This is a genomic window from Citrobacter sp. ANG330, from assembly GCF_047467925.1.
GTDB lineage: Bacteria > Pseudomonadota > Gammaproteobacteria > Enterobacterales > Enterobacteriaceae > Citrobacter_A > Citrobacter_A amalonaticus_G.
Genome location: NZ_JASJUI010000003.1, coordinates 323,043 through 349,175 on the forward strand (window position 1 = coordinate 323,043; position 26,133 = coordinate 349,175).

Here is a 26,133-nt window from a genome sequence, read left to right on the forward strand (position 1 = left end):
CATCCTGCACTCACTCCACTACAAATCGTGTCGCCGCAAAGCAGTTCAGTATCCGGTGGACCAGAAAAACCATCGTCAGCGTTGTCAGCAGCGCGACGGTGACCGAGGTGATGCGGTACAGATCGCTGAACACCAGGTCACTGTTCGGGTGCAGGTTCTGGCCGAACATAATGCCAATGGTGGTGATACTGGCGAAACCCACGCCTGCGCCCACTTTTTCCATCACGTGCAGGCGGGCGCTAAAGGCCAGTCCGAGACCGATCAGCGGCATCATCAACAGCATATGGTTACTGAAATCATAAATCAGTAACTGCACCACCAGAATATAGAGACAGGCCAGTACCACACCGACGACGCGCCAGAGAGAACTCAGGACCGCGCCGCGATAGTGCATCGGAAAGAGGATCAAAATCCCCGCCATCAGCGCCGACAGCGAATCGCTCAGATCGCAGATCTGGAAGATCACAAAGATCATCGTCGCCACGGTGCCGGAAAGCAGCGATTCGTGCCGAATTCGGGCATCGTCTTTCTCAATGCGCGGCGGCGGTTGACGCGGTTCCACGTCGGGGATCAGATAGTGGAGCAGCCCGCTCAGCGCCACCGCCATCACGCAGGCTTCCATGTTGGAAAACATCAGCGTGTGCCAGTCTGTGGCGGGATAGCTCATAAAGTTGAGCATCGTGCTCTGGCAGACCACACCCATTGACCCCAGCAGAAACAGCGGTCCCTTGCTCATAAAGCGAAAGCGCATCACGTACAGGCCAAACACCACCAGCGTCATTATCACCGGCCACTGCGAGAGATAACCCACAATCAGCACCATTTCGACGCAGTTCACCGCCGCACTGAACACAAACTGCCTCGCCACGTGGCGATTAAACACCGGTACCAGCGACATCAGCATCAGCGGATAGACCACGAAAAACACGCCGTACTGGACATTGTAAAAAGTCGAAATGCTTAGCGCGATCGTCCCGGCTATGGCTATCCGTACGGTCTGGCGGAAATCATTGGCCGTGTAGACGATGTTGTCATGCGGCGTAAAGACGCGGGCCAGAGTGTTAATAGATGCGAGGGCGTTAATAAACATAGTGCAGCCAACTGACCAGATGGATTTGCGCACCGGCAAAGGTACGGGCAAACGGGCCTTCACTGTTATACAACTGCACCGTGGCGCGGGCACCGGTTGGCAACGGTTTGTCCACTGGCTCATTCAGCGTCACGTGAATACGCATCCGTTGTGCATCACGCACCCAACGCGTGGATTGTTCCGGTTGCGACAGCTGACCGTTGACCTCTTCCTGTCCGGCGAGTATCCCCGCATCGCTGCTGGTCACGCGCGCACGGAACACTTTGCCTGGCAGGGCATCAAATACCACCGCTGCATCGGTATTCACGCGGGTATGACGCAGGCTTTTCTCGCGAAAATCGGCCACGATATCCGTCTGATTGCTGACCAGAGCCAGCAGTGGCGTGGCGGCAGTGGCATAAAGCCCGGCGTTAAGCTGGAGATTACTCACCGTCCCGTCCGTCTCCGCATACACTTTTGTCCACGCCAGATTCAACTGCGCCTCTTCCAGTGCATTGCGGTATTTTTGCAGCGTCACATTACGCTCATCATCACGCTCGCCGCGTTGAATCAGCAGATTCTGGATGTTGGCCTGCAGGGCGTTAACCGACTGTTGGCTGGTCTGCCAGGTGGTCCGGACTTTGTCGAGATCCGCCTGCGAGACGTTCTGCATCGCACTCAGGCGCTGGTAGCGATCAAACGTCAGCTTGTCATTACGGGCGGTGTATTCGGCGGTACGCAGGTTCGCCCGGGCGGACGCAATCTGTGCATCCAGTTGCTGGTTACTGAGTTTTGCCTGGGCACAGGCGATTTGCGCGGCTTCGACTTTATTAATAAATGGCGTGGGATCCAGCTCGTAAAGCAGATCGCCTTTTTTTACCGGGCTGTTGTTGTGCACATAGACATGCGAGACGTATCCGGAAACGCGTGATGAGACGGGCGTGACCGTACGCATCACCGTGGAGTCCGGCGTCAGCGGGATCCAGATATCGGCAACGATAAACCAGGCGAATATCGCGAGAAATGCGGCAATACTCACCCTTACCCAACGGGCAAACTTCTGTTCTGGGGTCATCATAGTTTTTAGTGTTGATTATCTTCTTCGCGGATTGTCCGCAAATTGCAGGCGATTACATTTAAGGTGGCGCTGAAGGAAGCGAGATCCGCTTCAGGAATGGTTCGCGTGACACGATGTTGATAGGCTTCAATCACCCGGTTTAGCTCTTCCAGCCGGGCGCGCCCTTTCGCAGTCAGCATCAGCAGGCGAATGCGTTTGTCATATGGCGATGTCGAACGCACCAGATAGCCCTGATTTTCCAGCTGTGTGAGAGTGCGCATCAGTGGTGGCAGTTCAATGCCCTGCACCTGTGCCAGTTCGCTGACCGAGACGTTATCACCCAACTGATACAGTTGCATCAGCACCGTCCAGCTTGACTGCGTCAGGCCGGTATCAGTGATAGCCGCGTCAATAATGGCACGCCATTGACGCACGACCATCGCCATACGCATTCCCATCGGACGGCGGGCAAACAGCTCATCTTCAGTCATATCTCGTCCCCCTCTTAGCGAAAGGGGAAAATAATACTTATCCTGATAAGTATCAAGAAACATACTGTCAGGAAGCATAAATTGATAAATATCCTGAATGTAAAAAAGGCCGGAGGGGTTCAACCACCAGCCTCAGACTACTGCAGTAACGCTAGTCGATCTGATCCCGGCGTAATCCAAGATCTTTGAGCCGCTCATCACTCATCTGTTGCAGGATCCGTCGGGTTTGCGCCTGCAGATGCCATTTTTTAAACGCTCGCCAGATCAGCACAAAACCAATAAACGGCTGCTTTGCTTTGTTTTCATGAAATTCCATACCCACCCCCTCTCATACCAGAGCCTGTATTTTGGCGGTTTACGGGCGGGACAATACAGATTCAAAAACATCTTTTATTTAACATACAGATCAGCTAAAACAGTTTCTGCATTGCACATTTTGCAACTGTCTGTACTGGTTTTTATATCTGTATGGCATCTTCGAGGGATACAGCATGACGCGTTACCAACATCTGGCCAATCTGCTGGCTGAGCGCATTCAACAAGGGCTGTATCGCCACGGTGAGAAACTGCCATCGGTACGCAGCCTGAGCCAGGAGCATGGTGTCAGCATCAGCACCGTCCAGCAGGCGTACCTGGTACTGGAATCATTGCAACTCATCACACCGCAGCCCCGTTCAGGTTACTTTGTCGCGCCACAAAAAGCGCAGCCGCCGATCCCGCCAATGTCGCGTCCGGTTCAGCGTCCGGTTGAATTTACGCAGTGGGACCAGGTCATGAACATGCTGGCGGGTCATAGTGATGATTCGATCATTTCATTCAGCAGCGGAATTCCTGATGTCAGCCAACCCAGCCTGAAACCGCTCTGGCGAGAACTTAGCCGGGTGGCACAACATAACCAAAACGCAGTACTCGGCTATGATGATTTGCCCGGTTGCCTGAGCCTGCGCAAACAAATCGCCCGTCTGATGCTGGATGGTGGCTCAGTTCTGACCGCAGACGACATTATCATCACGAATGGTTGTCAAAGCTCATTGTCGTTGTCGCTACTGGCAATATGCAAACCGGGCGACATTATCGCTGTCGAATCACCGGCCTACTACGGCACATTACATCTACTGCGTGGGCTTAATCTAAAAGTTATTGAAATTCCAACAGATCCAGATAGCGGGATCAGCATCGAAGCCCTGGAACTCGCCGTTGAACAGTGGCCAATAAAAGGCATTATCCTTGTGCCTGCGTGTAATAATCCGCTGGGATTTATCATGCCGGATGCGCGCAAGCGAGCCGTTCTGGCGCTCGCCCAACGCCACGATATCGTGATATTTGAAGATGATGTGTATGGCGAACTGGCAACGGAGTATCCGCGCCCACGAACCATCCACTCCTGGGATATCGACGGTCGGGTTGTATTGTGCAGCTCCTTTACCAAAACTGTCGCTCCCGGCCTGCGTGTCGGCTGGGTCGTTCCCGGTCGCTACCATGACAAATTACTGCATATGAAGTATTCCGCCAGTGGCACCGGTGTTCCGGCGACACAGTTAGCCGCAGCAGCGTTTGTCCGGGAAGGTCACTATCATCGCCACGTCCGACGCATGCGCCAGATCTATCAACGCAATATGGAAATTTATACCTGCTGGGTGCGGGAATATTTTCCCTGCGGGATCTGCGTAACACGCCCAAAAGGCGGTTTTATGTTGTGGGTAGAACTGCCAGAGCAGGTCGATATGGTTTGTGTCGCCAGACAGCTCTGTCGTCTGAAAATTCAGGTCGCGCCGGGTTCACTGTTTTCCGCCTCCGGAAAGTACCGCAACTGCGTGCGCATAAACTGCGCGCTTGCGCCCAACGACAAGCATCAGGAAGTGATGCAGAAGCTGGGCGAAGCGATCAAGGTTGCGATGGCGTAAACATTCGACTTCCCGGACGGCCTGAACGCTACACCGTGTATTCAGTGAATCACACTCTGCATCTCTTGTGCGGAAAGTCCGGTAAGTCTTTGCACCGTCTCCTGCTCTATCCCCTCCGTCAGCATCCGTTGAGCGATTCGTCGCGCCGCGTTGAGCTGGCCTTCAGCCAGACCTTCTTGTTTTCCTTCCTGTTTTCCTTGTTGAATACCTTCTCGCATCCCTTTTCTAAGAATCGCATTACGAAATCTCTCTGTGATGGTCATTAATTTCTCCTTATGTTGGGGGACTCGCTCAGCCACCTTTTCCAGGAAACCAATGAAGCGGGGCGTATGCCCATGCCGTATTAGTAAATAATTAAACAGCGCTTTCAATTGCCTGTCATTAGCGCAACCGGTAACAAGCAACACGGCAAGTCGTTCCACAAGCCCCATCAGATCGCGCTGACGAATATGTTTTTGAATAAGCTCCAGCAGTGCTATCCGACGATGCTGCATAATCTCGTCGTCCGGTATGACTGTAATGTCCACCAAAGGAAAAGCGGCGGTATATAACTGGCGCGCCAGATCGGGATCGGAAAATTTATCCAGCCAGTTGAGTGAAAAGGGATAGGGGCTATCAGCGCCGTGATAAAAGAGCATCGGAACCACCAGTGGTAACCGCATGTGACCCGCGTCCAGATGTTGTTGCATCGCCGCCAGCGCATAACGCAGTAGCCGGAATGCCATATGAACATCCGGCGTACTCTGATGTTCAATGACAACATAGATGTAGCCATCCCCTTCTACTGTTTTTAATGACCACAACACATCTGAATAATACGCACGAAGATCCTCTTCGATGAAACTGGTGGGTTCAAGCTTCAGCGTTTGCAGGTCACACAAATTACGAAGACCGATGGGAAGATGAATATCCAGAAAATCCCGGGCAGTGTCCGGGTGGCGTAAGAACGTTTTAAATACAGCATCATGCGGTGTGGTAGTCGAAGAGGTCTTCATGGCGACGTCACCCAGGAGGAGAAAATGCGACAGTAGCGCGACGGGTTTCACTTCTCATCTGTGACTATTTACCTTTGCGAGACGCTTCCGGCAGTAAATCTCTTCCTTTGCAACCGATACATTTTCACGGAATGGGGTGCACAGAAGCGCCACATCCCTTCACAACAATGCTTTTTCTCGCAAGGCCTGTGGTGATATAACACATCATCACTTCGCAGGAGGCGCTGACCGTGACCCAAACCCGAAATATTCCGCAATCGTTCTGGCGCGATGAACGGCTTGCTTGGCTGGAGCTGCGCAGCACCTGGCGCAGCCATCAGGCGTATAAGCGTCATCATCATCCGCAGCTCTCTATTGGGGCCATTCTGGAAGGTGAAACCTGCTGTGTCAGCGATGGTAAAGAATACCGTCTGCAGGTGGGCGATCTGATTGTGATCCCACCGCATGTGCCGCATAGCTGTAATCCGGTCGATGGGCAGTTTCGCAGCTACCATATGCTCTACCTGGACGCGGACTGGTGTGTTGCTCAGTTGCCCGAACAGACGGCTCACGCGCCGCTTTTCGCTCCGACCCCGGTGATCCGCAACCCACAACGCTTTCAGCACTTTCTGGAGCTTGTTGCATTAATGAAAAAACGGCAACTCGCGCCGCTGGTCGACGCCGCGCGTCTGCTGTTGCGCACGCTCCCCTTGCAGACAGGGAATCCGCCGCATTCGCGCGCGCTCAGTCAGTCTCTGAAAGAACGATTGCAGAGTAATTTGCTTTCGCCTCCCTCGCTTGATGACATCGCGCAAGAGTTTGGTATACGTAAAGAGACGCTAATCCGTATCTTTAAGCAGGACACCGGCCTGACGCCGGGCAGTTATCTGAACATTGCACGGATCGATTTTGCCAGGGCGCGACTGCGCGCCGGAGACGATATCGCTGACGTCGGCTATCAGAGCGGCTTTGCCGACCAGAGCCATTTCCACCGCACCTTTGTCAGCTATACCGCCGCCACGCCGCGTCAGTATGCACGGGGGCGATCAATATCAGACAATAATTAGCGTTTCACCGGGCGTAGCGTGAACTCAGGTTTGCACACTGAGGTCACTATGGAACCGTTGTCTGTACTCTTTCCCCCCGCGTTTCCCGCCCTGGCGCTGGCGCATTTTGTGGCGCTGCTTAGCCCAGGACCAGATTTCTTTTTACTGGTGGGCTACGCCGTTCGCTACCGACTGCGCGGCAGTGCCGGGCTGTGTCTGGGGATCGCCGCCGGTAATGGGATCTATATCCTGCTGGCGATTGCCGGTTGGGGGATCCTCCGGCATCATCCCCTGCTCTTCACGTTGATCGCACTGTCAGGCGCACTCTATTTACTGTGGATCGGCAGCCTGCTGCTACGCAGTCGTGCGCAAACGCTGACGGGCGAAGATGCCAAGGCCACGTGTCCGGAATGGGGCAAACAGGTGCTTCTGGGGCTGGGCTCATCGCTACTCAACCCGAAAAACGCGCTGTTCTATCTGGCGCTGATGACCGCTCTGCTTGGCCCATCAGTGACGCTGTTGCAGCAGGCCGTCAGCGGGATCTGGATGACCTGCGTCGTGCTGTGCTGGGATCTGCTGATTGTCATGGGGATTGGCCTGCCGTTTATCCAGCGACGGCTAAGCCACGGGATCGTGTGGATCGAACGCCTCGCCGGGGTCGTATTGATCGCCTTTGGCTGCGGGATCGTCTGGCGCTTACTCTTCCCGTAGTCTATTGAGTTACTGAATGAATTCAGCCATTTCTATTGACTAACATCAAATTATAATGACACTTAAGGTGTATATTTTCCGTTCAACTTACTTTTCCCGAGGTGTGATGTGCTGATAACCATCTGTAATCGCTACACATTCTGACAAGCGTCAGAATGTGTTCCTCTGTCTGTGATTCCCATGGGCAGTGCTTTTGATTACATGAAATTCAGTACATCTGCAGTCTGCTGTTCTCTCTTTTCTGCCTGATGTCCCTGTGACAGTATTGAATTTCGTTGTTCCCGTTAAGGGGTTCTCCACATGGAGTTCGTTTTGTATGCAATGGATTATTGAGTTTTTCAAGCGGCACGCCACGACGCTGTTCTTTCCGATGGCGCTGATTCTGTACGATTTTGCCGCCTACCTGTCGACGGACCTGATTCAACCAGGCATCATCAACGTCGTGAGAGAGTTTGATGCCGATGTCAGTCTGGCGCCGGCGGCAGTCAGCCTCTATCTCGCCGGTGGGATGGTGTTGCAATGGCTGCTGGGGCCACTTTCTGACCGGATCGGTCGGCGTCCGGTACTGGTCACCGGGGCGCTTATTTTTACCCTTGCCTGTACCGCCACTCTGTTCACCACTTCCATGACGCAGTTCCTGGTGGCGCGCGTGGTGCAGGGCACCAGCATCTGCTTTATCGCAACCGTCGGCTACGTCACGGTGCAGGAGGCGTTCGGGCAAACGAAAGCCATCAAGCTGATGGCGATCATCACCTCTATCGTGCTGGTGGCGCCGATCATCGGCCCGCTTTCCGGCGCGGCGCTGATGCACTTCGTCCACTGGAAGGTACTGTTCGCCATTATTGCGGTGATGGGTTTTATCGCCTTTATGGGCCTGTTGCTGGCGATGCCAGAAACGGTCAAGCGCGGTGCCGTGCCGTTTAGCGCGATCGGCGTCGTCCGTGATTTCCGCGATGTCTTTCGCAACCGCATATTCCTCTTTGGCGTCGCCACGATCTCGCTGAGTTACATCCCGATGATGAGCTGGGTCGCCGTTTCCCCGGTGATCCTGATCGACGCGGGTGGCATGACGTCCTCCGAGTTCGCCTGGGTGCAGGTTCCGGTGTTTGGTGCGGTGATCGTCGCCAACATGATCGTTGCGCGTTTTGTGAAAGATCCGACTGACCCGCGTTTTATCTGGCGTGCAGTGCCCATTCAGCTCAGTGGCCTGTTTGTCCTGATTGCCGGAAACCTGCTCTGGCCTCATGTGTGGCTGTGGTCGGTGCTGGGGACCAGCCTCTACGCGTTTGGTATCGGGCTTATCTTCCCGACGCTGTTTCGCTTCTCGCTGTTTACCAACAACCTGCCGAAAGGCACCGTGTCGGCCTCGCTGAACATGGTGATCCTGACGGTGATGGCCGTTTCCGTCGAAATCGGCCGCGGATTGTGGTTTAACGGCGGTCGGATCCCGTTTCACCTGCTGGCGGTGATCGCGGGAGTGGCGGTGGTATTCATGTTGAAAGGGTTGTTAGTGCGGGTGCGTCAGTATGACGCAACGGACGTGGTAACGCAGAAATAAATACAGGCCCCGCCATGCGGGGCCTCAGACTGTTGACAAAGAAGGATAAAACGTGGTTTTTCCTTCTTTGTGATTATCAGCCGAAAATCAATCAATTGATTTTCCTGGTTTTTAATGAGGTGATCTCTGCTTGTCCAGTGTTGTGATGAGGTTTGTCATCGCTCTCAGGCCCCGCCATGCGGGGCCTGTAACGTGTTACGCGATACGGGCAAATCCGGCGTCAAGGTCGGCAATCAAATCGCCGACATCTTCCAGGCCGATATGCACCCTCACCAGCGTCCCGCTGAAATCGACATCCCCGGCCGGGCGAATGCTGTTCAACTCTTCCGGTTGGTTCGCCAGAATCAGCGACTCAAACCCGCCCCATGAGTAAGCCATGTGGAACAGCGAGAAGTTATCGAGGAAGTTCGCTAACTGTTCATCTGTCAGTCGCTTTTTCAGCACAAACGAGAACAGACCGGAACTGCCGCTGAAATCACGCGTGAAATATTCGTGCCCCGGACACTCCGGCAACGCCGGATGGTTCACTCGCGCCACCTCCGCACGTGCCGACAGCCAGCGCGCAATCTGAATGCTGCTCTCCTGGTGCTGCTTCAGACGCACCGACAGCGTACGCAGGCCGCGACTGCCGTTATACGCGGTATCAGCATCCAGCGTTTGCCCCATCAGATACGAGTTTTCACGCAGCTGATCCCAGCAACGAGCGTTGGAGACCGCCGTTCCCAGCATGCCGTCAGAGTGACCAATCGTGTACTTGGTGCCGGCCTGAATCGAGATATCCACGCCGTAGTCCAGTGCCTTAAACAGCACGCCAGCCGCCCAGGTATTGTCGATCATAATGACGATCTCCGGGTTCACCGCACGGATCGCCTTCACCATTCCCGGCACATCCTGCACTTCCATGGTGATTGAACTCGGTGATTCCAGAAACACCACTTTGGTTTCCGGGCGGATCAGATCGACAATCCCGGCGCCGATCATCGGATCGTAGTACGTCGTTTCGACGTTGAATTTGCTCAGGATCTTATTGCAGAAATCCTGTGTTGGTTCATATGCCGCCCCGGTCATCAGCAGATGATCGCCACGCTGTACAAACGCAAGGATCGCGTTCGTCACCGCCGCCGCACCGCACGGGTAGAGTGCGCAGCCGACGCCGCCTTCCAGTTCACTCATCGCCTTCTGGAACGCGAAGTGGGTATACGTGCCGCGACGACCGTAAAACAGCTCGCCATTTGCGCGATTGGCGGTAGCGAATTTTTTGTCCTTCACGGTATCAAATACCAGCGAAGAGGCACGCTGAATAACCGGGTTTACCGCGCCCTGGGTATAACGTTTATCGCGTCCGGCGATGACCAACTGGGTTTCGAGCTTCACTGAATCTTTCATGCTTTTTTATCCTTAATCCGTGCGTTAAACCTCGGCGACCGTAGCCGTCGCATTCATCTCTGCATTCACCGACTTTTTCCCGGAGAAGCGCTCTACAATTTGTGCCGCATTCAAATCATGAATCACGTTAATCAGCGTCGCCGGGGCATCGGTAATCGTGCCCAGCACCACTAGCATGGGGATCGTTTCCATTGGCAGTCCCAGCGTGGTGACGATAAAAATCTCACCGAGGAACGCCCCGCCCGGTACGCCGCCGACGATAATCGCGGAAAGCACGGCGATCAGCATGGTCAGGAAGAAGGTTTCCATGGTGAACGGAATCCCCAGTACCGAGCAGATAAAGACGATCTTCAGCGCCGCGATCATCGCCACGCCCCCTTTGTTCAGGTTGACCAGCAGCGGGATCGAGACATCGACAACTTCCGGGTTAATTCCCATCGCTTTGCCTGCACGCAGGGTCACCGGCAGCGTTCCCAACGAAGAACAGGTGCCCAGCGCCGTTACAGAAGGCTCAATGGCGTGACGCCAGAAGGCCTTCACCGCCGGTACGCCACCGCCAATGTAAGAGTAAAGAATAGAGCCGAAAATGTAGTAAACCAGCGTGGCGACCATGAACAGACCAATCGCCCGGGCAAAGGTGAGCAACAGTGCGGAGTCCTGGCTGGCCATCGTGGCCGCAAAATAACAACCGAGCCCCACCGGCGCGACCTTCATGATGATCGACACAATCTTCATAATGACGGTGTTGGCATCTTCCAGCAGCGAGGCAATGCGTTTACCCGCCTGTTCTGACTGACCAATCGCGATCCCGGCGATGATCGCCATCACGATCAGGGCGAGGATATTCGACTTTGAAAACAGTCCAATAAAGTCGTTGGTGGTGATCATGCTGACAAAATCCATCTTGCCGCTGCCCGCCTGTACGGACTGCGAGAGATCGATGGTGACTCCCTGCGCCGGGTTGTACCACAGGGCTAACGCCACGATACCGGCTGCGGGAATAAACGCCATTGCGATGGAAACGATAAAGATAATCGCCATAATCCGCCCTAAACGTTTCAGGTCGGTCATGCTGGCAATCGAGGACATTACGCTGATTCCCACCAGCGGAACGATAATCATAAATAACAGGTTCAGGAAGATCTGACCTATCGGCTGAAGTTTACTGGCGAACGTGGGAGCGTAAATCCCTAATAAACCACCTGCAACCAGAGCAAGTAATAAAATAATTGACGATTTGTAGGGTTCGAGTCGTGTCCACATAATCGGTACCTTTTATAAGAATGGAATTAAATGAGAGTAAATTCACAATTTGGCGACGTTCTGTATTTGCCTCCTTACTATTTGTGACGCAACTCACTTAAGTTGTTATTTTTTCATTTTGTGCGTAGGTCGTTTCCTGTGATTCAATAGTTACATGTTTCAAAACCCAATGTAACGGCTTATTCGTACCGTTTTTGCAAATCACTTGTGAGTAAAAGGAAACAATGAGCACACCCATTTCTCTCAAGCATTTAGAGTTTTTTGTCCGCATAGTGGACTGCGGAGGATTATCTGAAGCCGCGGTACAACTTAACGTGTCACCGTCGGCGGTCAGTAAAAGTCTGGCGGCAATGGAGGATACGCTGGGGACAACATTAATTAAGCGCACCACCCGCAGTATTACGCTGACCGACGCCGGGCAATATTTATTTAACCGGGCCAATAAGCTACTGAAAGAATTCGATGAAACGCTTAATACCACCTCCGGTTATTATCACAACCCGCAAGGCGAATTACGCATTACCTGCTCGATTGCCTTCGGCTATTCCCGACTGGTCAATCTGGTGGACAAATATCGCACCCAGTACCCGGATGTGAATCTGTATATCGATCTCAACGATAACTTCGTCAATCTGAACGACACGGATTTCGATATCGCCCTGCGCATCTCCACCGCCCCGCCGCAAAACTATGCCACGCGTAAACTGGTGCCGATCCGCTGGGCATACTGCGCCTCTCCCGGCTATCTCGCAAAGAAAGGGATGCCGTTGCGTCGTACGGATCTGGTGAATCATGACTGTCTGGTTTACCCCGGTCTGACACCGATTCTGAAGGTTGCCGACGAGCAGGATCGCCTGCATCAGTTGAAACTGCATATGCCGATCCAGGCGAACAGCAGTCTGGTCCTGCTGAAGTCGGTGCTGGAAGATCAGGGCGTGGCCTATCTGCCCACCTATCTGATTGGCGATCATATTCAGAAAGAAGAGATCACCCCACTGATGCTCGACGGCACTATCACCTGCGAAACGCACACCCTTTATGCGCTCTATTTCCCCAGCAAATACAGCAACCCAAAGGTACGATCGTTTATCGATTTTCTGGTCGCGGAGTTAGGAACGCTACCGGCGTGGGACAACTGGATCCCCGGCTGATCGCCGGTTGTTTTTGCACGATCCCCTCGTCTGGCTCTATCCTTACCCTATGAATAAAATCGCTGAACTCAAACGCGCCAAACTGTTGGCGCTTTCGTTACTGCTGATCGCTGCCACGACGTTTGTCATCACCCTCTTCCTGCCTCCTGGTTTTTGGGTCAGCGGGATCAAAGCCATTGCCGAGGCGGCGATGGTCGGTGCGCTGGCGGACTGGTTCGCGGTGGTGGCCCTGTTTCGCCGCGTTCCTCTCCCGTTCATTTCACGGCATACGGCGATTATTCCCCGCAATAAAGATCGTATCGGCGAGAACCTGGGGCAGTTTGTGCAGGAGAAATTCCTCGACACCCAGTCCCTGGTCGCGCTGATCCGCCGCCATGAGCCCGCGTTGCTGATTGGCAATTGGTTCAGCCGGCCAGAAAACGCCCAGCGGATCGGGCAGCATCTGCTGCAGATCATGAGCGGCTTTCTGGAACTGACCGACGATGCCCGTATCCAGCGCCTGCTCAAGCGTGCGGTACACAAAGCGATTGATAAGGTCGATCTCTCCGGCACCAGCGCCCTGATGCTGGAAAGCATGACCAAAAACGATCGCCATCAGGTACTGCTCGATACGCTGATCGCCCAGTTGATCGCCCTCCTCCAGCGCGACAGTTCGAGGATCTTTATCGCCCGGCAAATCGTCCACTGGCTGGAGACCGAGCATCCGCTGAAGGCTAAAATTCTGCCTACCGAATGGCTGGGCGAGCACAGCGCGGAGTTGGTGTCTGAGGCGGTGAACTCGCTGCTTGACGACATCAGCCACGATCGTGCGCATCAAATCCGCCACGCCTTCGATCGCGCCACTTTCAGGCTTATCGACAAACTGAAAAACGATCCGGAGATGGCGAACCGGGCAGAAAGTATCAAGGCATACCTGAAAGAAGATGAAGCCTTTAACCGCTATCTCGGCGAGCTATGGGCAGATTTGCGTCAGTGGCTGAAGAACGATATCAACGCCGAGGATTCCCGTGTGAAACAACGAATCGCCCATGCCGGACAGTGGTTTGGTGAAACACTGATCGCCGACGACGCACTGCGCACCTCGCTCAACGGGCATCTGGAACAAGCGGCTCATCGTGTAGCGCCGGAGTTTGCCGCCTTCCTGACCCGCCACATCAGCGACACGGTGAAAAGCTGGGACGCCCGCGATATGTCGCGACAGATTGAACTTAACATCGGTAAAGATTTGCAGTTTATCCGCGTCAACGGCACGCTGGTGGGCGGAACGATCGGGCTGGTCTTATATCTGTTGTCGCAACTTCCCTCACTGCTGCCCACGCTGTCCACTTTTTAAGGAGAAAAAATGGCTGACATTACCCTGTCCCCGGCGGAGCGCGATGGTTTGCGTGAAGCGCTCAGTGACTACTGCCGGGATCATTTCGAACTGGAACTGGAACAGTTTGACGCCGAGTTTTTTATTGATTTCATTAGCGAAAAATTGGGCCCGGCGTACTACAACGCCGGCATTGAAGAGGCGATTCGTACCCATCTCGCGTGGAGCGAGCGCATCCAGGAAGAGATGGATCTGAAGAAGATTTTATAGTGCCTTACCTGGCGGGAGATCAATAATCCACACTTATGGCATGGTTATAATGCGACCACTTTTAACATCTCCCGTGTCACGGGGAAGGAAAATCCATGTCGCTCATCACCGATCTACCCGCCATTTTCGACCAGTTCTCTGAAGCCCGCCAGAAAGGCTTTCTCACCGTAATGGATCTCAAAGAGCAGGGTATCCCGCTGGTGGGAACCTATTGCACTTTCATGCCGCAGGAGATCCCGATGGCGGCAGGGGCTGTGGTGGTCTCATTGTGCTCAACGTCCGACGAAACCATCGAAGAGGCCGAGAAAGATCTGCCGCGCAACCTCTGCCCGCTGATCAAAAGCAGCTACGGCTTCGGCAAAACCGACAAATGCCCCTATTTCTACTTTTCCGATCTGGTGGTGGGCGAAACCACCTGCGACGGCAAAAAGAAAATGTACGAGTACATGGCAGAGTTCAAGGCGGTACACGTCATGCAACTGCCCAACAGCAGCCAGGATGCCGCCTCACGCGCACTCTGGAAAGCCGAAATTCTGCGCCTGCAACAGGCTGTGGAAGCGCGCTTTGGGACACCGGTAACCGAAGCGGCGCTGCGTGACGCCATTGTCCTCAAAAACCGTGAACGCCGCGCGCTGGCGAATTTCTATCGTCTCGGGCAGCTAAATCCCCCTGCATTGAGCGGCAGCGATATCCTGAAAGTGGTGTATGGCGCGACCTTCCGCTTTGATAAAGAAGCCCTTATCGACGAACTGAACAGCATGACCGAACAGGTACGTCAGGCGTGGCAGGACGGTAAACGTCTGGACGCGCGTCCGCGTATTCTGATCACCGGCTGCCCGATTGGCGGCGCGGCAGAAAAAGTGGTGCGTGCGATTGAAGAAAACGGCGGCTGGGTAGTGGGATACGAAAACTGTACCGGCGCGAAGGCGACCGAGCAGTGCGTCGCGGAAACTGGCGACATATACGAGGCGCTCACCGACAAATATCTCGCCATCGGCTGTTCGTGCATCTCTCCGAACGATCAGCGCCTGACGCTGCTCAGTCAAATGGTGGAAGAGTACCAGGCAGACGGCGTAGTGGACGTGATTTTGCAGGCCTGTCATACCTATGCCGTTGAGTCACTGGCCATTAAGCGCCATCTCCGTCAGCAGCATAACCTTCCCTACATCGCTATTGAAACCGACTACTCCACTTCAGATATCGGCCAGCTCAGCACCCGCGTCGCGGCCTTTATCGAAATGCTGTAAGGAGCAGGTGTGACCTATTCGATAGGGATTGATTCCGGCTCAACGGCAACCAAAGGCATTTTACTGGCAGACGGCGTGATTCAGCGCCGCTTTCTGTGCCCGACGCCATTCCGCCCTGCCGATGCCATCCGCGAAGCCTGGGATATTCTTACACAAGATCTGGAAGTGCGGCCCTACCTGACCTTGACCGGATACGGCCGCCAGTTGGTTGATTTTGCCGACAAGCAGGTGACAGAAATCTCCTGCCACGGACTCGGCGCACGGCTGCTTGCGCCAGCCACCCGTACGGTCATTGACATTGGCGGGCAGGACAGCAAAGTGATCCAACTGGATGACGACGGTAACCTTACCGACTTCCTGATGAATGACAAATGCGCGGCAGGCACCGGGCGCTTTCTGGAGGTTATCTCGCGAACGCTTGGCGCCAGCGTGGAGCAACTCGATACCCTCACTGCCGGCGTCGCGCCGCACGCCATCAGCAGCATGTGTACCGTTTTTGCCGAATCCGAAGTGATAAGCCTGCGCTCTGCGGGTATCGCCCCGGAAGCGATCCTTGCGGGCGTGATCAACGCCATGGCGCGGCGCAGCGCCAACTTCATCGGTCGACTCTCTTCAGGTGGGCCTCTGCTGTTTACCGGCGGCGTCAGCCACTGCGCAGCATTTGCCCGCATGCTGGAAGGCCATGTCGGCATCCCGGTACACACCCACCCGGACGCGCAGTTTGCCGGCGCTATTGGCGCGGCGCTGATTGGCCAACGGCAGAGAACACGCAGATGACGGAGTATCTGTTTTTGTTTCACTCGACGGTGGGCGTGATCCAGACCCGTAAAGCGTTGCAGGCGACAGGGATGAACTTTCGGGTTGCAGACATCCCCCGCGAGTTACGAGGCGGATGTGGGCTGTGCATTTACCTGCATTGCCCGCCAGGAGACGTTGAGCGGTGGGTAATCCCTGGCCACACCGAGTCGATCTACCGCCTGGAGTCGGGCAACTGGCAATGTGTGGTAACCTGCGATGCGTCAGCACGCTGATCCGCGAAACCAGGATAAATTTCACGATGCAATTATCATCCGTTTAAGGATTCATTAAGATTAATCTTTATACTTTCTCCCTTAATGTCTTTGATTTTATTTAAGGAAGAATAATGAGATTGTCCGCCCGATATCTGAATTCACCTCTGCGAATCATGTTTCTTCTTACTTTACTCATTGCGGGGGCGAGTTATGTCATATCGGGTAGCGCCGTACCCGACAATGACAATAACTCCCTTGCCGATTATCGCGTGACGATAGACGGCAAACAGATCGCCGGCGTGAAAAAAAACATCTCCTCACTCACCTGGTCCGATAAAAGCGATACGCTGTTCAGTACCATCAATAAACCCGCCGCGATTATTGAATTGAGCAAGCAGGGGCAATTGTTGCGCACCATTCCACTCGATTTTATTCACGATCTGGAGACCATCGAATCTATCGGTGACGACACGTTTGTCATCAGCGATGAAAGTGATTATTCCATTTACGTGATTACCCTCAATGCGCAGTCGCAAGTCAACATCGTCAAAAAGTTGCAGCTTGATCTGTATGAAACCCCGACCAACAGCGGCTTTGAGGGACTCGCCTGGTCGCGTGAAAAAGAGACATTCTGGTTTTTCAAAGAAAAAAAACCGATTGGGATCTACAAGGTAACGGGGCTGCTCAATAACAACAATTTAACGATTGCCAAAGATACGGCCCTGCAACAAGAACTTAATATCAAGGATATTTCCGGCGCAGAATTTAATGCGCATAACAACAGTCTGCTGATCCTTTCTCACGAATCGCGCATGCTCAAAGAGGTCAAAACCAACGGCAACGTTATTGGCACCATGACGCTGACTGCAGGCCACCACGGCCTGACGCGCACTCTACAACAGGCTGAAGGGATCGCAATGGATAATCAGGGATCGCTGTTTGTCGTTGCCGAGCCTAACCTGTTTTATCGCTTCACGCCGGGTAGCGCACAATAATTCCTCCGTTGCCTTACCCATTTGTTATAAATTTGTTACTCTCGCATTTCTCACCTGACGAATAACAATGGGAACGGCATGAGCCAGCAACCGCACATCGCAGACCGGTATTCTCTGAGCACCGCCCTCTTTGGAATGACAGTACTCGCACTGGGCATGGGAATTGGCCGTTTTCTCTATACCCCAATGCTGCCGGTGCTGCTGGCTGAGGGACGCTTTACGTTTTCCGAACTGTCGTGGATAGCCAGCGTCAACTATGCGGGATACCTGGTTGGCAGTCTGTTGTTCTCCTTCGGCCTTTTTCATCTGCCTGGCCGTTTACGCCCCATGCTGTTGAGTTCAGCGGTGGCGACCGGCGGACTGATCCTCGCGATGGCGCTGTTCTCTAACCCCATGGTGGTGATGCTGGTGCGCTTTCTGGCGGGCGTCGCCAGCGCCGGGATGCTGATTTTTGGCTCGACGCTGGTGCTGCAACATACCCGCCATCCTTTTGTCATTGCCTCGCTGTTTTCTGGCGTCGGCGTCGGGATCGCACTGGGTAACGAGTACGTAATTGCAGGTCTGCACTTTGCGCTCTCCTCCCACGCGTTATGGATCGGGGCGGCGGCCTTCTCTGCCGTGCTGGCGATTCTGCTGGCGCTGCTGCTTCCGTCCCACGCCCACGCACTGCCTGCCGCCGCCCAGACAAAAAGCGAGCCGCAGCCGATGACCTGGTGGCTGCTGGCGTTGCTCTACGGGCTGGCGGGATTTGGTTACATCATCGTCGCGACCTATTTGCCGCTGATGGCAAAAGAGGCGGGTTCGCCGCTGCTGACGGTCCATCTGTGGACGCTGGTTGGCGTCTCGATTGTGCCGGGCTGCTTCGCCTGGCTGTGGGCGGCGAAACGCTGGGGAGTGTTGCAATGTCTGACGGCAAACCTGGTAATTCAGGCTACCTGTGTGCTTTTGACGCTCGCCAGCAGCTCTTCGCTGTTATTGGTGCTAAGTAGCGTGGGTTTTGGCGCGACGTTCATGGGCACGACGTCGCTGGTGATGACCCTCGCGCGCCAGCTTATTGCACCGGGAAACCTCAATCTGCTGGGGTTTGTCACGCTAACCTATGGCATCGGGCAGATCCTGGGGCCGCTGTTAACCACGCTATTAGGCAGCGGCACGCAGGCCATTACCGATGCCACGCTGTGCGGCACGCTGGCGTTATTTATCGCCGCGACGATCAGCGCCCTGCAATTCTATAAGCAAAAGCGTTTGTTGGCGTGCCGTATCAACGAAACGCGTTAATCATAATGCGGGGAACCTGGTGAACCCACTCCAGTAATTCGTTAAGCAGCGAAGCCGTGACAATGTTACTGGTCGCCGGGGTTGGCCAGGGAAAAAACGTCACGCAGAGCTCCCACGTCATGAGCGAAAGGGTCATTACGACCAGAGACAACCCCAATGTGGTGACGGTAATACATGCCATGAGGCGCCAGAGTGGGAAAAATATCATCCTGTAAAACCCGCCCACACTTATTCACGGCTGCCTTCGTGGGCCGTGCGATGCAGCATGAGCGCTTCGGCAATAATGTCCTGTTTGCTTTTACGCGTTTCTAATGCCAGCTCCCGAACGTAGTCCCAAAGCGTCGTCTCAACACGGGCACTTAACAGCACCATATCTTTAGAACGGGTTCCTCTGGCTTTGCGGGTATCGGGATAATCACGGGAAGGCATCGTCTGCTCCTGAAGGCTATGTCGTCTTAACTTGGAGGAATATGCAGTTGGTCGAATAACAAGTCAACGCACAAGATTTCATCAATCGGGTGATAAGAATGTTAAGAAAACGCCTTAAAATGGAACATCGTTTCAAGTGAAAGATGACCTTTAGCAGACTAATGATGTCAGGGTTTATTTACACGCCAGGATTACTTCAGTGCATTTCAGCCCACCATTCCCTCTGCCAAATATCCACCACAATTAGTGAAAATTCCTATTCGCCAATAAGTTACTTCTGCGATAAATGTTTACTTTCAGGACAATAACTGCTTTTTTTGAGCGAGTTACGGCGATCTCTTTCAATATTTTTCGCGAAAATGGCTTATCTTCTTTATCTTCAGATGTCTTACCACTGCCACAGCAAACGCAGTAAAAGTAAACAAGTCGTAAATAAGGACATTTTTTAACGACGCAAATTAAGTGTGCCTTAATTGATATCAATCAATTTTTAAAGCGGGAATTTGCCAGCTTTTGGTAAGAATCTGATGAAGCGCACAAATAGCAGCTACCTTTGTACACTAAATTTTACGCCACCAGACATGCATGTCATTCGCTGAAGCTATTGACTTCGCTTTTCATCGCCAGACTTCCAGCATGACTGAACCAAAGTTATTCCAGTACATCCCCGAAATATCATTTGCAAAGACCACCAGCTCACCGCTGCGGGGTGCAATCCAGCCGTTATTGAGCCGGGCGCCATCGCCAATCACAAACATAGTATCGGTTGATTTGTCGATAGTACCAATCAGGGTAAACCAGGTCGCAGGTTCGTGGCGGCAACGCAGCCAGATTCTGGCAAAATTCAGATAGTCGACGCTATAACCATTCGCGTCACAGCAATGGCTCATATCGCACCACTTCCCGGTGACATGAAAGAAATACCTGACGCCCTGCTCAACAAACAGATCCGTTTCAGCCCATTTATCGCGTGAGCGAATTTGAGTGCGCTTCACCCGTCGTGAAGCCAGTGGCGGAACGCTCATTCGATCGACCATACATCATCACCTTTGCGCAAACACAGTTTTGCCGGCCGCCAAAGGCCGCCCTGATAAAACGATGACGAACAGGAGGGGTAACACTAATTTTTATGAACTCTGCGGCTACGCTCCATAACAGGAAAGTTGTAGTCAGCGCATGCCGTTTCATACCTTTCATTGACCTGATGCGATCGCGCCTACCAATGTTCCGTCCAACGTGCGGGTAAGCCCATGCTCTTACCCGCACAACACCACACAAGTTACCGGTAATTGACCTTCATATTTTTCGATAACGGTTCAATGACCGTGGAGACCAGAATAAAGCACAGCACACAGAATCCGGTCATCGCCATGAATACCGCATCCCAGTTGTACGCATCCAGAATAATGCCCACAATCAGCGGCATACACATACCACCCAGTTGCCCGCCCATGTTGATCACGCTGTAAGCGATCGGATAAATCTCTTTATTCGCCCGTCCCATCGCGTAGACCGAATAGGCCGAATAGCCCAGCGACAGCATCAGCCCCAGCAGAAACAGCATCAGCGACAGAACGATCTTGCTTTCTGGCGCATAAACCAGTGAATACATGGTGAAAATCGTCGCCCCGGCGCTAAGCAACATCAGCGGTTTACGACGCTTGTTCAGCACCCGGTCAGAGAGCACACCGCCTATAAAGTTGCCCATGACCGTTCCGAGAAACGGTGCGGCCGCCAGCGCGGCAGAACTCGTCAGATCGAATCCGCGCTCGGTGATCAGATACTTAGGTAGCCAGGACATCAGTACGCTGACGATCCCCACCATCGAGAAATATCCCAGCGCAACGCCGTAAATATCCCAGCAGCGGAAGACCTGCTTTGAACAGGAGAGTTCTTCAACCTGCTTTGTGCGAATCAACTTGTCGAGCCAGCAGTAATTGAACTCAGGAGCGACCGGTGCGGCGGTTTCCTGAGCTGTCGCCGGAAGCTGTTCTTCGCGGATGTAAGCGACCTCTTGCTCATTCACGAAGCGGCTCTCTTCCGGCTTATTGCGAACCATCAGATACCAGAAGATCGCCAACAGCAGGCCCGGAATGGCGAAGAAGACAAAGATATAGCGCCATCCCCAGACGGTGATTATCCAGGCGCACAGCGGCGGAACGATCAGCGGACCAAACTTGGAGCCTGCCAGAAACAGCCCGGTCGCTGTCCCTTTTTCCTTCGGGGGAAACCACTGGTTGATCGTCACCGTCGAGCCAATAACCACCGGTGACTCACAGACGCCCACCATAAAACGCAAGATCTTCAGCAGGAAAATGTTGTTCACCATCCCCATCAACCCCGTAAACACGGAGGTTAATAACATCCCCATCGCAAAAGCATTACGCATGCCGAATTTCTTAATTAAATACCCGGCAGGGATCTGAAAAAACGCATAGCCGGCAAAGAACAGGCTGATTAACAATCCTGCCATGGTATTCGAGATTTGAAACTCTTCCTGAATAAACGGAATAGCAAAGCCGATATTTGCGCGGTCGGCGTTAGCTACAGTGTAGGTTACAAAAATAAAACTCATGACCCACCATCTGTAATGGGTCATCTTCGGTTTCCCGATATTATTATTCATCATGTTTGTTTCCGTATCAGAGGTCAGATTTTTTCGCTGCAAAAATCAAATTCACTGTAGGTTCTGGCACGCGAAAGACTGCTCAACAACGTCGGCTCGATCGTGCTGCGGATAAGGTTGGCGATATCCAGCAGATCAGGCAGAGAAATACCGGTATCGAGCCCCATTCGGTTAAACATATTCACCGCATCCTCGGTGGCAGCATTCCCGGCGGCCCCTGGCGCGAACGGGCACCCGCCCAGTCCGCCGACAGCGGTCTCAAATCGCGTGACGCCCGACTGGACGCCGGCAAACATGCAGGCCAGCGCCATGCCGTGCGTGTTATGCAGATGCAAACCGATGTCCATTTTGGGGAATGTCTGCTGGATCCCGCGCAGTACAGATAATGTCTGGGTCGGGTTAGCAACACCGATGGTATCGCACAGAGTTACCGCTGAAATCCCGAGATCATCGGCAAACTTAATCATATCCATCAGCGTTTCACGGCTGGTCTCGCCAATAAACGGGCAGCCAAATACCGTCGCCAGCGACAGCGTAATGGTCATATCCGGGAACGTGTGGCGAATGTTATAAAGATCCTCCAGCGATTCGGCATGCGTCCGGTTAATGTTCGCCTTGTTATGCGCCGGACTGACCGAAACCACATAGTTGATATTTTTAATGCCTGCCTCACTGGCGAGACTGGCCCCCTTCTGGTTCGGTACTAACACCGACGGAATAATATGCGGATGCGTGTTCAGAACATGCTGAATAACCTCACGGGCATCGCTCATTTGTGGAATCGCTTTCGGACTGACCATCGAGGTGATTTCCATCGCGCCAATCCCTGCCTCGACCAGACGATCGATAATTTTTATTTTTAAATCGGTGGGGATAAACGTTTTAATGTTCTGGAAACCGTCTCGTGGCCCCACTTCAGTCATCTGAATAAATGTCGACATGGTAGAATCCCTTACAGAATGCCGGAACGAATAAGTTGCTCAATTTTTTCATCTGAATAGCCCAGACGTTCTTTAAGCACTTCGTAATTGTGTTGACCAAGCGTGGGCGCTGGCATTCTGATGGTCGCCTTGTTATGCGTGAATTTAACCTGGTTGCCGGTCATGGTAATTTTCCCGGCGACGGGATGTTCAATATCGACAAACATTTCACGGGCGCCGGCAATATGCGGATCCTGCGTCACACGATCGATGGTATTGATCGGCGCAGAAGGTATACCGGCATCCAGTAGCATCGACACGATAGTGTCGATATCTAAATCGCGGGTCCAGCATTCGATAATTTCTTTCAGCTCGACGTGATGGGCGACCCGGTCAAGGTTGGATTTAAATTTCTCATCGTCCAGCGCGCTGATTTGCAGAACGTTTTTCAGCAGGCCGTATAATTTGTCGTTGCCGCAGGCAATAATCACGTAGCCGTCGCGTGCCTGGAAAGAGTCATACGGATAAATCGCTTCATAGCGGTTACCAATACGCGTCGGAATACGTCCGGTATTAAGGTAAATAATGTTGATAATTTCCAGCGACGACACCATCGAGTCGACCAGCGCAATATCCACTTTTTCGCCGACACCGGTTTTCAGGCGGTTGACGTAAGCGGCAAGTACGCCAATGGCGCAACTCATTCCCCCGACCACATCCGCAATGGCCGTCCCGGTACGCGTAGGCGGCGTATCAGGCCAACCGGTGGTGCTCATCAGTCCGCTCATGGCCTGGCCGATGATGTCGTAACCCGCGCGTTTCGAATACGGGCCGGTATGACCAAAGCCGGAAACTGCGCCGTAAATAATCGCCGGATTCACCTTACGCAAATCCTCATAGCCAAGTCCCAGTTTTTCCATCACCCCCGGACGGTAGTTTTCCAGAACCACATCGCTGTCGCGGACTAAATCGAGGAATATTTGCCGACCTTCTTCTGATTTAAGATTCAGCGTCATTCCGCGCTTATTGCGGTTTAAATTCATAAAATAGGCGCTTTCGCCATTAATTTGCGGCGCGTTGGCCCGTGAATCATCCCCTTTCCCCGGCAATTCGATTTTAATGACATCTGCGCCAAAATCCGCCAGCATCATTCCGCAATAAGGACCAGCCAGCACCCGGGTTAAATCCAGCACACGAACGCCACTTAATACACCAGACTGTTGTTTCATTCCTTCCCTCACTTTTTATTAGACAGAACACAAGGCCGCTTGCCTTATAGATTGTCTAATCCAATATGTGTGCCAGGAATGAATAAAACGGAAATAATCAACCTAACAAGATGATATAAATAGATTTATTTCATTTTGCTATTTATCTGAGAGAAAGAAAAATAGCTTTCAATTTTGAAATTCATAACAGTTGTGATATTGGTTTGTGATAGCCACAAATTTTTCATGGTGATTTATGTCACATAAAACGTTACCGAATCTGGCCTTAATAACCCCCTATCCGGCGCTGGCTGCCGTGGTAACTGAGCAGTGCGCCGGTATTTTTAACTGCCATGTTTTTCACGGAAGTCTGGAAAAAGCCGCGGGGATTGCCCGAAATCTCGACCCTGATTTTTATGACATCATTATCAGCCGTGGCGGTACGGCGGACTATATCGATCGGGTGACCAAAATTCCGGTAGTCCGTATTCTCACGTCCGCGCTGGATTTGCTTAAGTCGCTCACGCCACTGAAAAAACATCCGCATAAAATTGCCTTTTTTAATTATCAGAACTATTTATCTGACGTAAATCTGGTGGCAACCGCGCTGGAAGTGGAAATTGAAGAATTTATCTTTTTGTCGCATGCCGACATGGTGGATAAACTCAAAAAATGCCGTGCACGCAATTTCCAGACGGTGGCAGGAGGATTACCGGTTTCAGACACGGCGGAACACTATGAGATGCACGGGATTCTGATCGAAAATGGTCTGGAATCGGTGAACAGCGCACTGCGCGAAGCGATGGCTATCGTTGAGACGACCCACCGCAAACAACAGGATATGGCACGACTGGAAATCATCCTCTCCTCAATTACGGAAGGGATCATCGTCACCAATGAAAATAACGAGATCCAGATCTTCAATAAATCCGCCGAGAACATATTTGGCCTGATGGCCTCACAGGTGATTGGCAAACCGGTGGATACCGTTATTAAAAACACGCGGATTAATCAGGTTTTACTGACAAAATCCCCTGAGATCCGGGAGATTATGGATCTGGACAATACCTCCATCATTACCAGCCGGGTGCCGATATTTCGAGGTACGCAGTGTATTGGGGTGGTGTGCTCATTTACCGATACGCCGCAAATTCAAAAAGTGGAACGGATTATTCGCGGCAAGTTGATGAAAAAAGGCTTCACCGCCCGTTACCGGTTTGAGCATATCCTCACGCAAAATAAACACATGGAGTCAGTGATTCATCTGGCAAAAATTTATGCCAATACCCACTCCCCGGTGATGATTTATGGGGAATCCGGCACCGGTAAAGAGCTATTCGCGCAGAGTATTCACAACCAGAGTAAACGCCACCGCGGCCCTTTTGTCGCCATTAACTGCGCGGCGATCCCGGAAACGCTGCTGGAAAGCGAACTGTTCGGCTATGAAGGAGGCTCCTTCACCGGTGCACGGCGCGAAGGTAAAGAAGGCCTGATTGAACTGGCGCACCAGGGCACATTATTTCTTGATGAAATTGGCGAACTGCCGCTGCCCATTCAGAGCCGTTTATTACGCGTCTTACAGGAATACGAAATTATGCGTGTGGGGGGAAAGGATATTATCCCTGTCGATGTGCGGATTATCGGCGCCACTAACCGATCGCTGGAGAAAATGTCGGAGGAAGGATCGTTTCGCGGCGATCTCTACTACCGGTTGAACGTCTTACCGCTAATGGTGCCTCCGCTACGGGAAAGAGAGGGCGACGTCCGTTTTCTGGCTGAGCACTTCCTCGAAAAATCGGGTTGCGGGCATAAACTGGCGCAGTTCATCGCCCTGTTTTCCACCTACAACTGGCCGGGAAACGTGCGTGAACTGAATTTTATCATTGAACGGCTGGCGCTGTTATCCGCCGGATTTCCGGACGCTTCGCTGTTTGAGATATTAAATCTGACCGGCTTCAACGCGCTTAAATCCTTCAACTCGTCGCAGGCAAACGGAACGATCGTCGCAGATCTGAGTAAGGGGCAACTGAAAGCCGTCATTAGAGATCTTGAGCGGCAGATTATCGGGTTCTACATGGATCTTTTTGAACAGGATCAAGAGAAAGTCGCCGCTCATCTGGGGATCAGTAAAATGAGTTTATGGCGGAAATATAATCAGAACGTTATTGATGTGGGAGAGCAATGATATATTCCAGGATCATTTCAGAAACGCCAGGGAATTCTGC

The 26,133-nt window shown here is 52.8% G+C and carries 26 protein-coding genes; 13 read left to right on the forward strand and 13 right to left on the reverse strand.

The window, feature by feature from the left end:
* Positions 1-10 precede the first annotated feature (10 nt).
* The 4 genes from QNN88_RS09855 to QNN88_RS09870 form a co-directional block, all read right to left on the reverse strand.
* A complete protein-coding gene (locus QNN88_RS09855; RefSeq protein WP_414240053.1) occupies positions 11-1,090 on the reverse strand; it encodes a DUF2955 domain-containing protein in 1,080 nt (359 codons plus the stop codon).
* Complete coding sequence (locus tag QNN88_RS09860; protein ID WP_414240054.1) at positions 1,080-2,147, reverse strand: HlyD family secretion protein; 1,068 nt, start codon at positions 2,145-2,147, stop codon at positions 1,080-1,082. The genes QNN88_RS09855 and QNN88_RS09860 overlap by 11 nt, the downstream gene beginning before the upstream one ends.
* 5 nt (positions 2,148-2,152) lie before the next feature.
* Complete coding sequence (locus QNN88_RS09865) at positions 2,153-2,617, reverse strand: MarR family winged helix-turn-helix transcriptional regulator (RefSeq protein WP_414240055.1); 465 nt, start codon at positions 2,615-2,617, stop codon at positions 2,153-2,155.
* Positions 2,618-2,768: 151 nt separating this feature from the next.
* Positions 2,769-2,933 carry a DUF1127 domain-containing protein gene (locus tag QNN88_RS09870; protein WP_414240056.1) on the reverse strand — a complete coding sequence of 55 codons (165 nt, stop codon included), beginning with the start codon at positions 2,931-2,933 and terminating at the stop codon, positions 2,769-2,771.
* A gap of 175 nt (positions 2,934-3,108) precedes the next feature.
* Here QNN88_RS09870 and QNN88_RS09875 point away from each other — a divergent pair, with 175 nt between their 5' ends.
* Positions 3,109-4,521: a PLP-dependent aminotransferase family protein gene (locus tag QNN88_RS09875; RefSeq protein WP_414240057.1), complete on the forward strand. Its 1,413-nt coding sequence runs from the start codon at positions 3,109-3,111 to the stop codon at positions 4,519-4,521.
* A gap of 41 nt (positions 4,522-4,562) precedes the next feature.
* On the opposite strand, the gene QNN88_RS09880 is transcribed toward QNN88_RS09875, so the two are convergent.
* A complete protein-coding gene (locus tag QNN88_RS09880) occupies positions 4,563-5,516 on the reverse strand; it encodes an Rpn family recombination-promoting nuclease/putative transposase (RefSeq protein WP_414240058.1) in 954 nt (317 codons plus the stop codon).
* A gap of 230 nt (positions 5,517-5,746) precedes the next feature.
* Here QNN88_RS09880 and QNN88_RS09885 point away from each other — a divergent pair, with 230 nt between their 5' ends.
* From QNN88_RS09885 to mdtM, 3 genes are all read left to right on the forward strand, one after another.
* Positions 5,747-6,562 carry an AraC family transcriptional regulator gene (locus tag QNN88_RS09885; RefSeq protein WP_414240059.1) on the forward strand — a complete coding sequence of 272 codons (816 nt, stop codon included), beginning with the start codon at positions 5,747-5,749 and terminating at the stop codon, positions 6,560-6,562.
* Positions 6,563-6,610: 48 nt separating this feature from the next.
* Positions 6,611-7,252, forward strand: a complete 642-nt coding sequence (locus tag QNN88_RS09890) for a LysE family translocator (protein WP_414240060.1) — start codon at positions 6,611-6,613, stop codon at positions 7,250-7,252.
* Between the two features lie 325 nt (positions 7,253-7,577).
* Positions 7,578-8,810: a multidrug efflux MFS transporter MdtM gene (gene mdtM, locus QNN88_RS09895; RefSeq protein ID WP_414240233.1), complete on the forward strand. Its 1,233-nt coding sequence runs from the start codon at positions 7,578-7,580 to the stop codon at positions 8,808-8,810.
* Between the two features lie 195 nt (positions 8,811-9,005).
* Here mdtM and metC read toward each other — a convergent pair whose 3' ends face one another.
* Both metC and QNN88_RS09905 read right to left on the reverse strand, forming a co-directional pair.
* Positions 9,006-10,196, reverse strand: a complete 1,191-nt coding sequence (gene metC, locus QNN88_RS09900; protein WP_414240061.1) for a cystathionine beta-lyase — start codon at positions 10,194-10,196, stop codon at positions 9,006-9,008.
* A 24-nt stretch (positions 10,197-10,220) separates the two neighbouring features.
* A complete protein-coding gene (locus tag QNN88_RS09905) occupies positions 10,221-11,459 on the reverse strand; it encodes a dicarboxylate/amino acid:cation symporter (protein WP_414240062.1) in 1,239 nt (412 codons plus the stop codon).
* A gap of 224 nt (positions 11,460-11,683) precedes the next feature.
* Here QNN88_RS09905 and QNN88_RS09910 point away from each other — a divergent pair, with 224 nt between their 5' ends.
* The 8 genes from QNN88_RS09910 (at position 11,684) to QNN88_RS09945 (ending at position 18,725) form a co-directional block, all read left to right on the forward strand.
* Entirely contained in the window at positions 11,684-12,610 is a 927-nt protein-coding gene (locus QNN88_RS09910) for a LysR family transcriptional regulator (protein ID WP_414240063.1), read from the forward strand.
* 49 nt (positions 12,611-12,659) lie between these two features.
* Positions 12,660-13,943 carry a DUF445 domain-containing protein gene (locus QNN88_RS09915; RefSeq protein WP_414240064.1) on the forward strand — a complete coding sequence of 428 codons (1,284 nt, stop codon included), beginning with the start codon at positions 12,660-12,662 and terminating at the stop codon, positions 13,941-13,943.
* A 9-nt stretch (positions 13,944-13,952) separates the two neighbouring features.
* Entirely contained in the window at positions 13,953-14,192 is a 240-nt protein-coding gene (locus QNN88_RS09920) for a DUF2164 domain-containing protein (RefSeq protein WP_414240065.1), read from the forward strand.
* A gap of 95 nt (positions 14,193-14,287) precedes the next feature.
* Positions 14,288-15,439, forward strand: a complete 1,152-nt coding sequence (locus tag QNN88_RS09925; protein ID WP_414240066.1) for a double-cubane-cluster-containing anaerobic reductase — start codon at positions 14,288-14,290, stop codon at positions 15,437-15,439.
* A gap of 9 nt (positions 15,440-15,448) precedes the next feature.
* On the forward strand, positions 15,449-16,216 hold the full coding sequence (gene yjiL, locus QNN88_RS09930; protein WP_414240067.1) for a putative 2-hydroxyacyl-CoA dehydratase activator YjiL: 768 nt from the start codon (positions 15,449-15,451) through the stop codon (positions 16,214-16,216).
* A complete protein-coding gene (locus QNN88_RS09935) occupies positions 16,213-16,470 on the forward strand; it encodes a DUF3343 domain-containing protein (RefSeq protein WP_414240068.1) in 258 nt (85 codons plus the stop codon). Before yjiL ends, QNN88_RS09935 begins: the two co-directional genes overlap by 4 nt.
* 113 nt (positions 16,471-16,583) lie before the next feature.
* A complete protein-coding gene (locus tag QNN88_RS09940; protein WP_414240069.1) occupies positions 16,584-17,447 on the forward strand; it encodes an SdiA-regulated domain-containing protein in 864 nt (287 codons plus the stop codon).
* A gap of 78 nt (positions 17,448-17,525) precedes the next feature.
* Positions 17,526-18,725 (forward strand): MFS transporter, encoded by a 1,200-nt coding sequence (locus QNN88_RS09945; RefSeq protein ID WP_414240070.1) that lies wholly within the window; start codon positions 17,526-17,528, stop codon positions 18,723-18,725.
* On the opposite strand, the gene QNN88_RS09950 is transcribed toward QNN88_RS09945, so the two are convergent.
* From QNN88_RS09950 to QNN88_RS09975, 6 genes are all read right to left on the reverse strand, one after another.
* The gene (locus QNN88_RS09950; protein WP_414240071.1) at positions 18,709-18,906 is read right to left on the reverse strand and encodes a hypothetical protein; all 198 of its coding nucleotides are present in this window, start codon (positions 18,904-18,906) and stop codon (positions 18,709-18,711) included. The two genes, QNN88_RS09945 and QNN88_RS09950, sit on opposite strands and share 17 nt — an antisense overlap.
* A 47-nt stretch (positions 18,907-18,953) precedes the next feature.
* Positions 18,954-19,154 carry a hypothetical protein gene (locus QNN88_RS09955; RefSeq protein ID WP_414240072.1) on the reverse strand — a complete coding sequence of 67 codons (201 nt, stop codon included), beginning with the start codon at positions 19,152-19,154 and terminating at the stop codon, positions 18,954-18,956.
* A gap of 617 nt (positions 19,155-19,771) precedes the next feature.
* The gene (locus tag QNN88_RS09960) at positions 19,772-20,191 is read right to left on the reverse strand and encodes a hypothetical protein (protein ID WP_414240073.1); all 420 of its coding nucleotides are present in this window, start codon (positions 20,189-20,191) and stop codon (positions 19,772-19,774) included.
* 242 nt (positions 20,192-20,433) lie between these two features.
* Positions 20,434-21,783, reverse strand: coding sequence for an MFS transporter (locus QNN88_RS09965; protein ID WP_414240074.1), 1,350 nt, complete (start codon positions 21,781-21,783; stop codon positions 20,434-20,436).
* A gap of 20 nt (positions 21,784-21,803) precedes the next feature.
* Positions 21,804-22,721, reverse strand: a complete 918-nt coding sequence (locus QNN88_RS09970) for a hydroxymethylglutaryl-CoA lyase (RefSeq protein WP_414240075.1) — start codon at positions 22,719-22,721, stop codon at positions 21,804-21,806.
* Between the two features lie 11 nt (positions 22,722-22,732).
* The gene (locus tag QNN88_RS09975; RefSeq protein WP_414240076.1) at positions 22,733-23,929 is read right to left on the reverse strand and encodes a CaiB/BaiF CoA transferase family protein; all 1,197 of its coding nucleotides are present in this window, start codon (positions 23,927-23,929) and stop codon (positions 22,733-22,735) included.
* A gap of 235 nt (positions 23,930-24,164) precedes the next feature.
* On the opposite strand from QNN88_RS09975, the gene QNN88_RS09980 reads away from it, so the two are divergent.
* Positions 24,165-26,093, forward strand: coding sequence for a sigma 54-interacting transcriptional regulator (locus QNN88_RS09980; protein WP_414240077.1), 1,929 nt, complete (start codon positions 24,165-24,167; stop codon positions 26,091-26,093).
* The last annotated feature ends 40 nt before the right edge of the window (positions 26,094-26,133 follow it).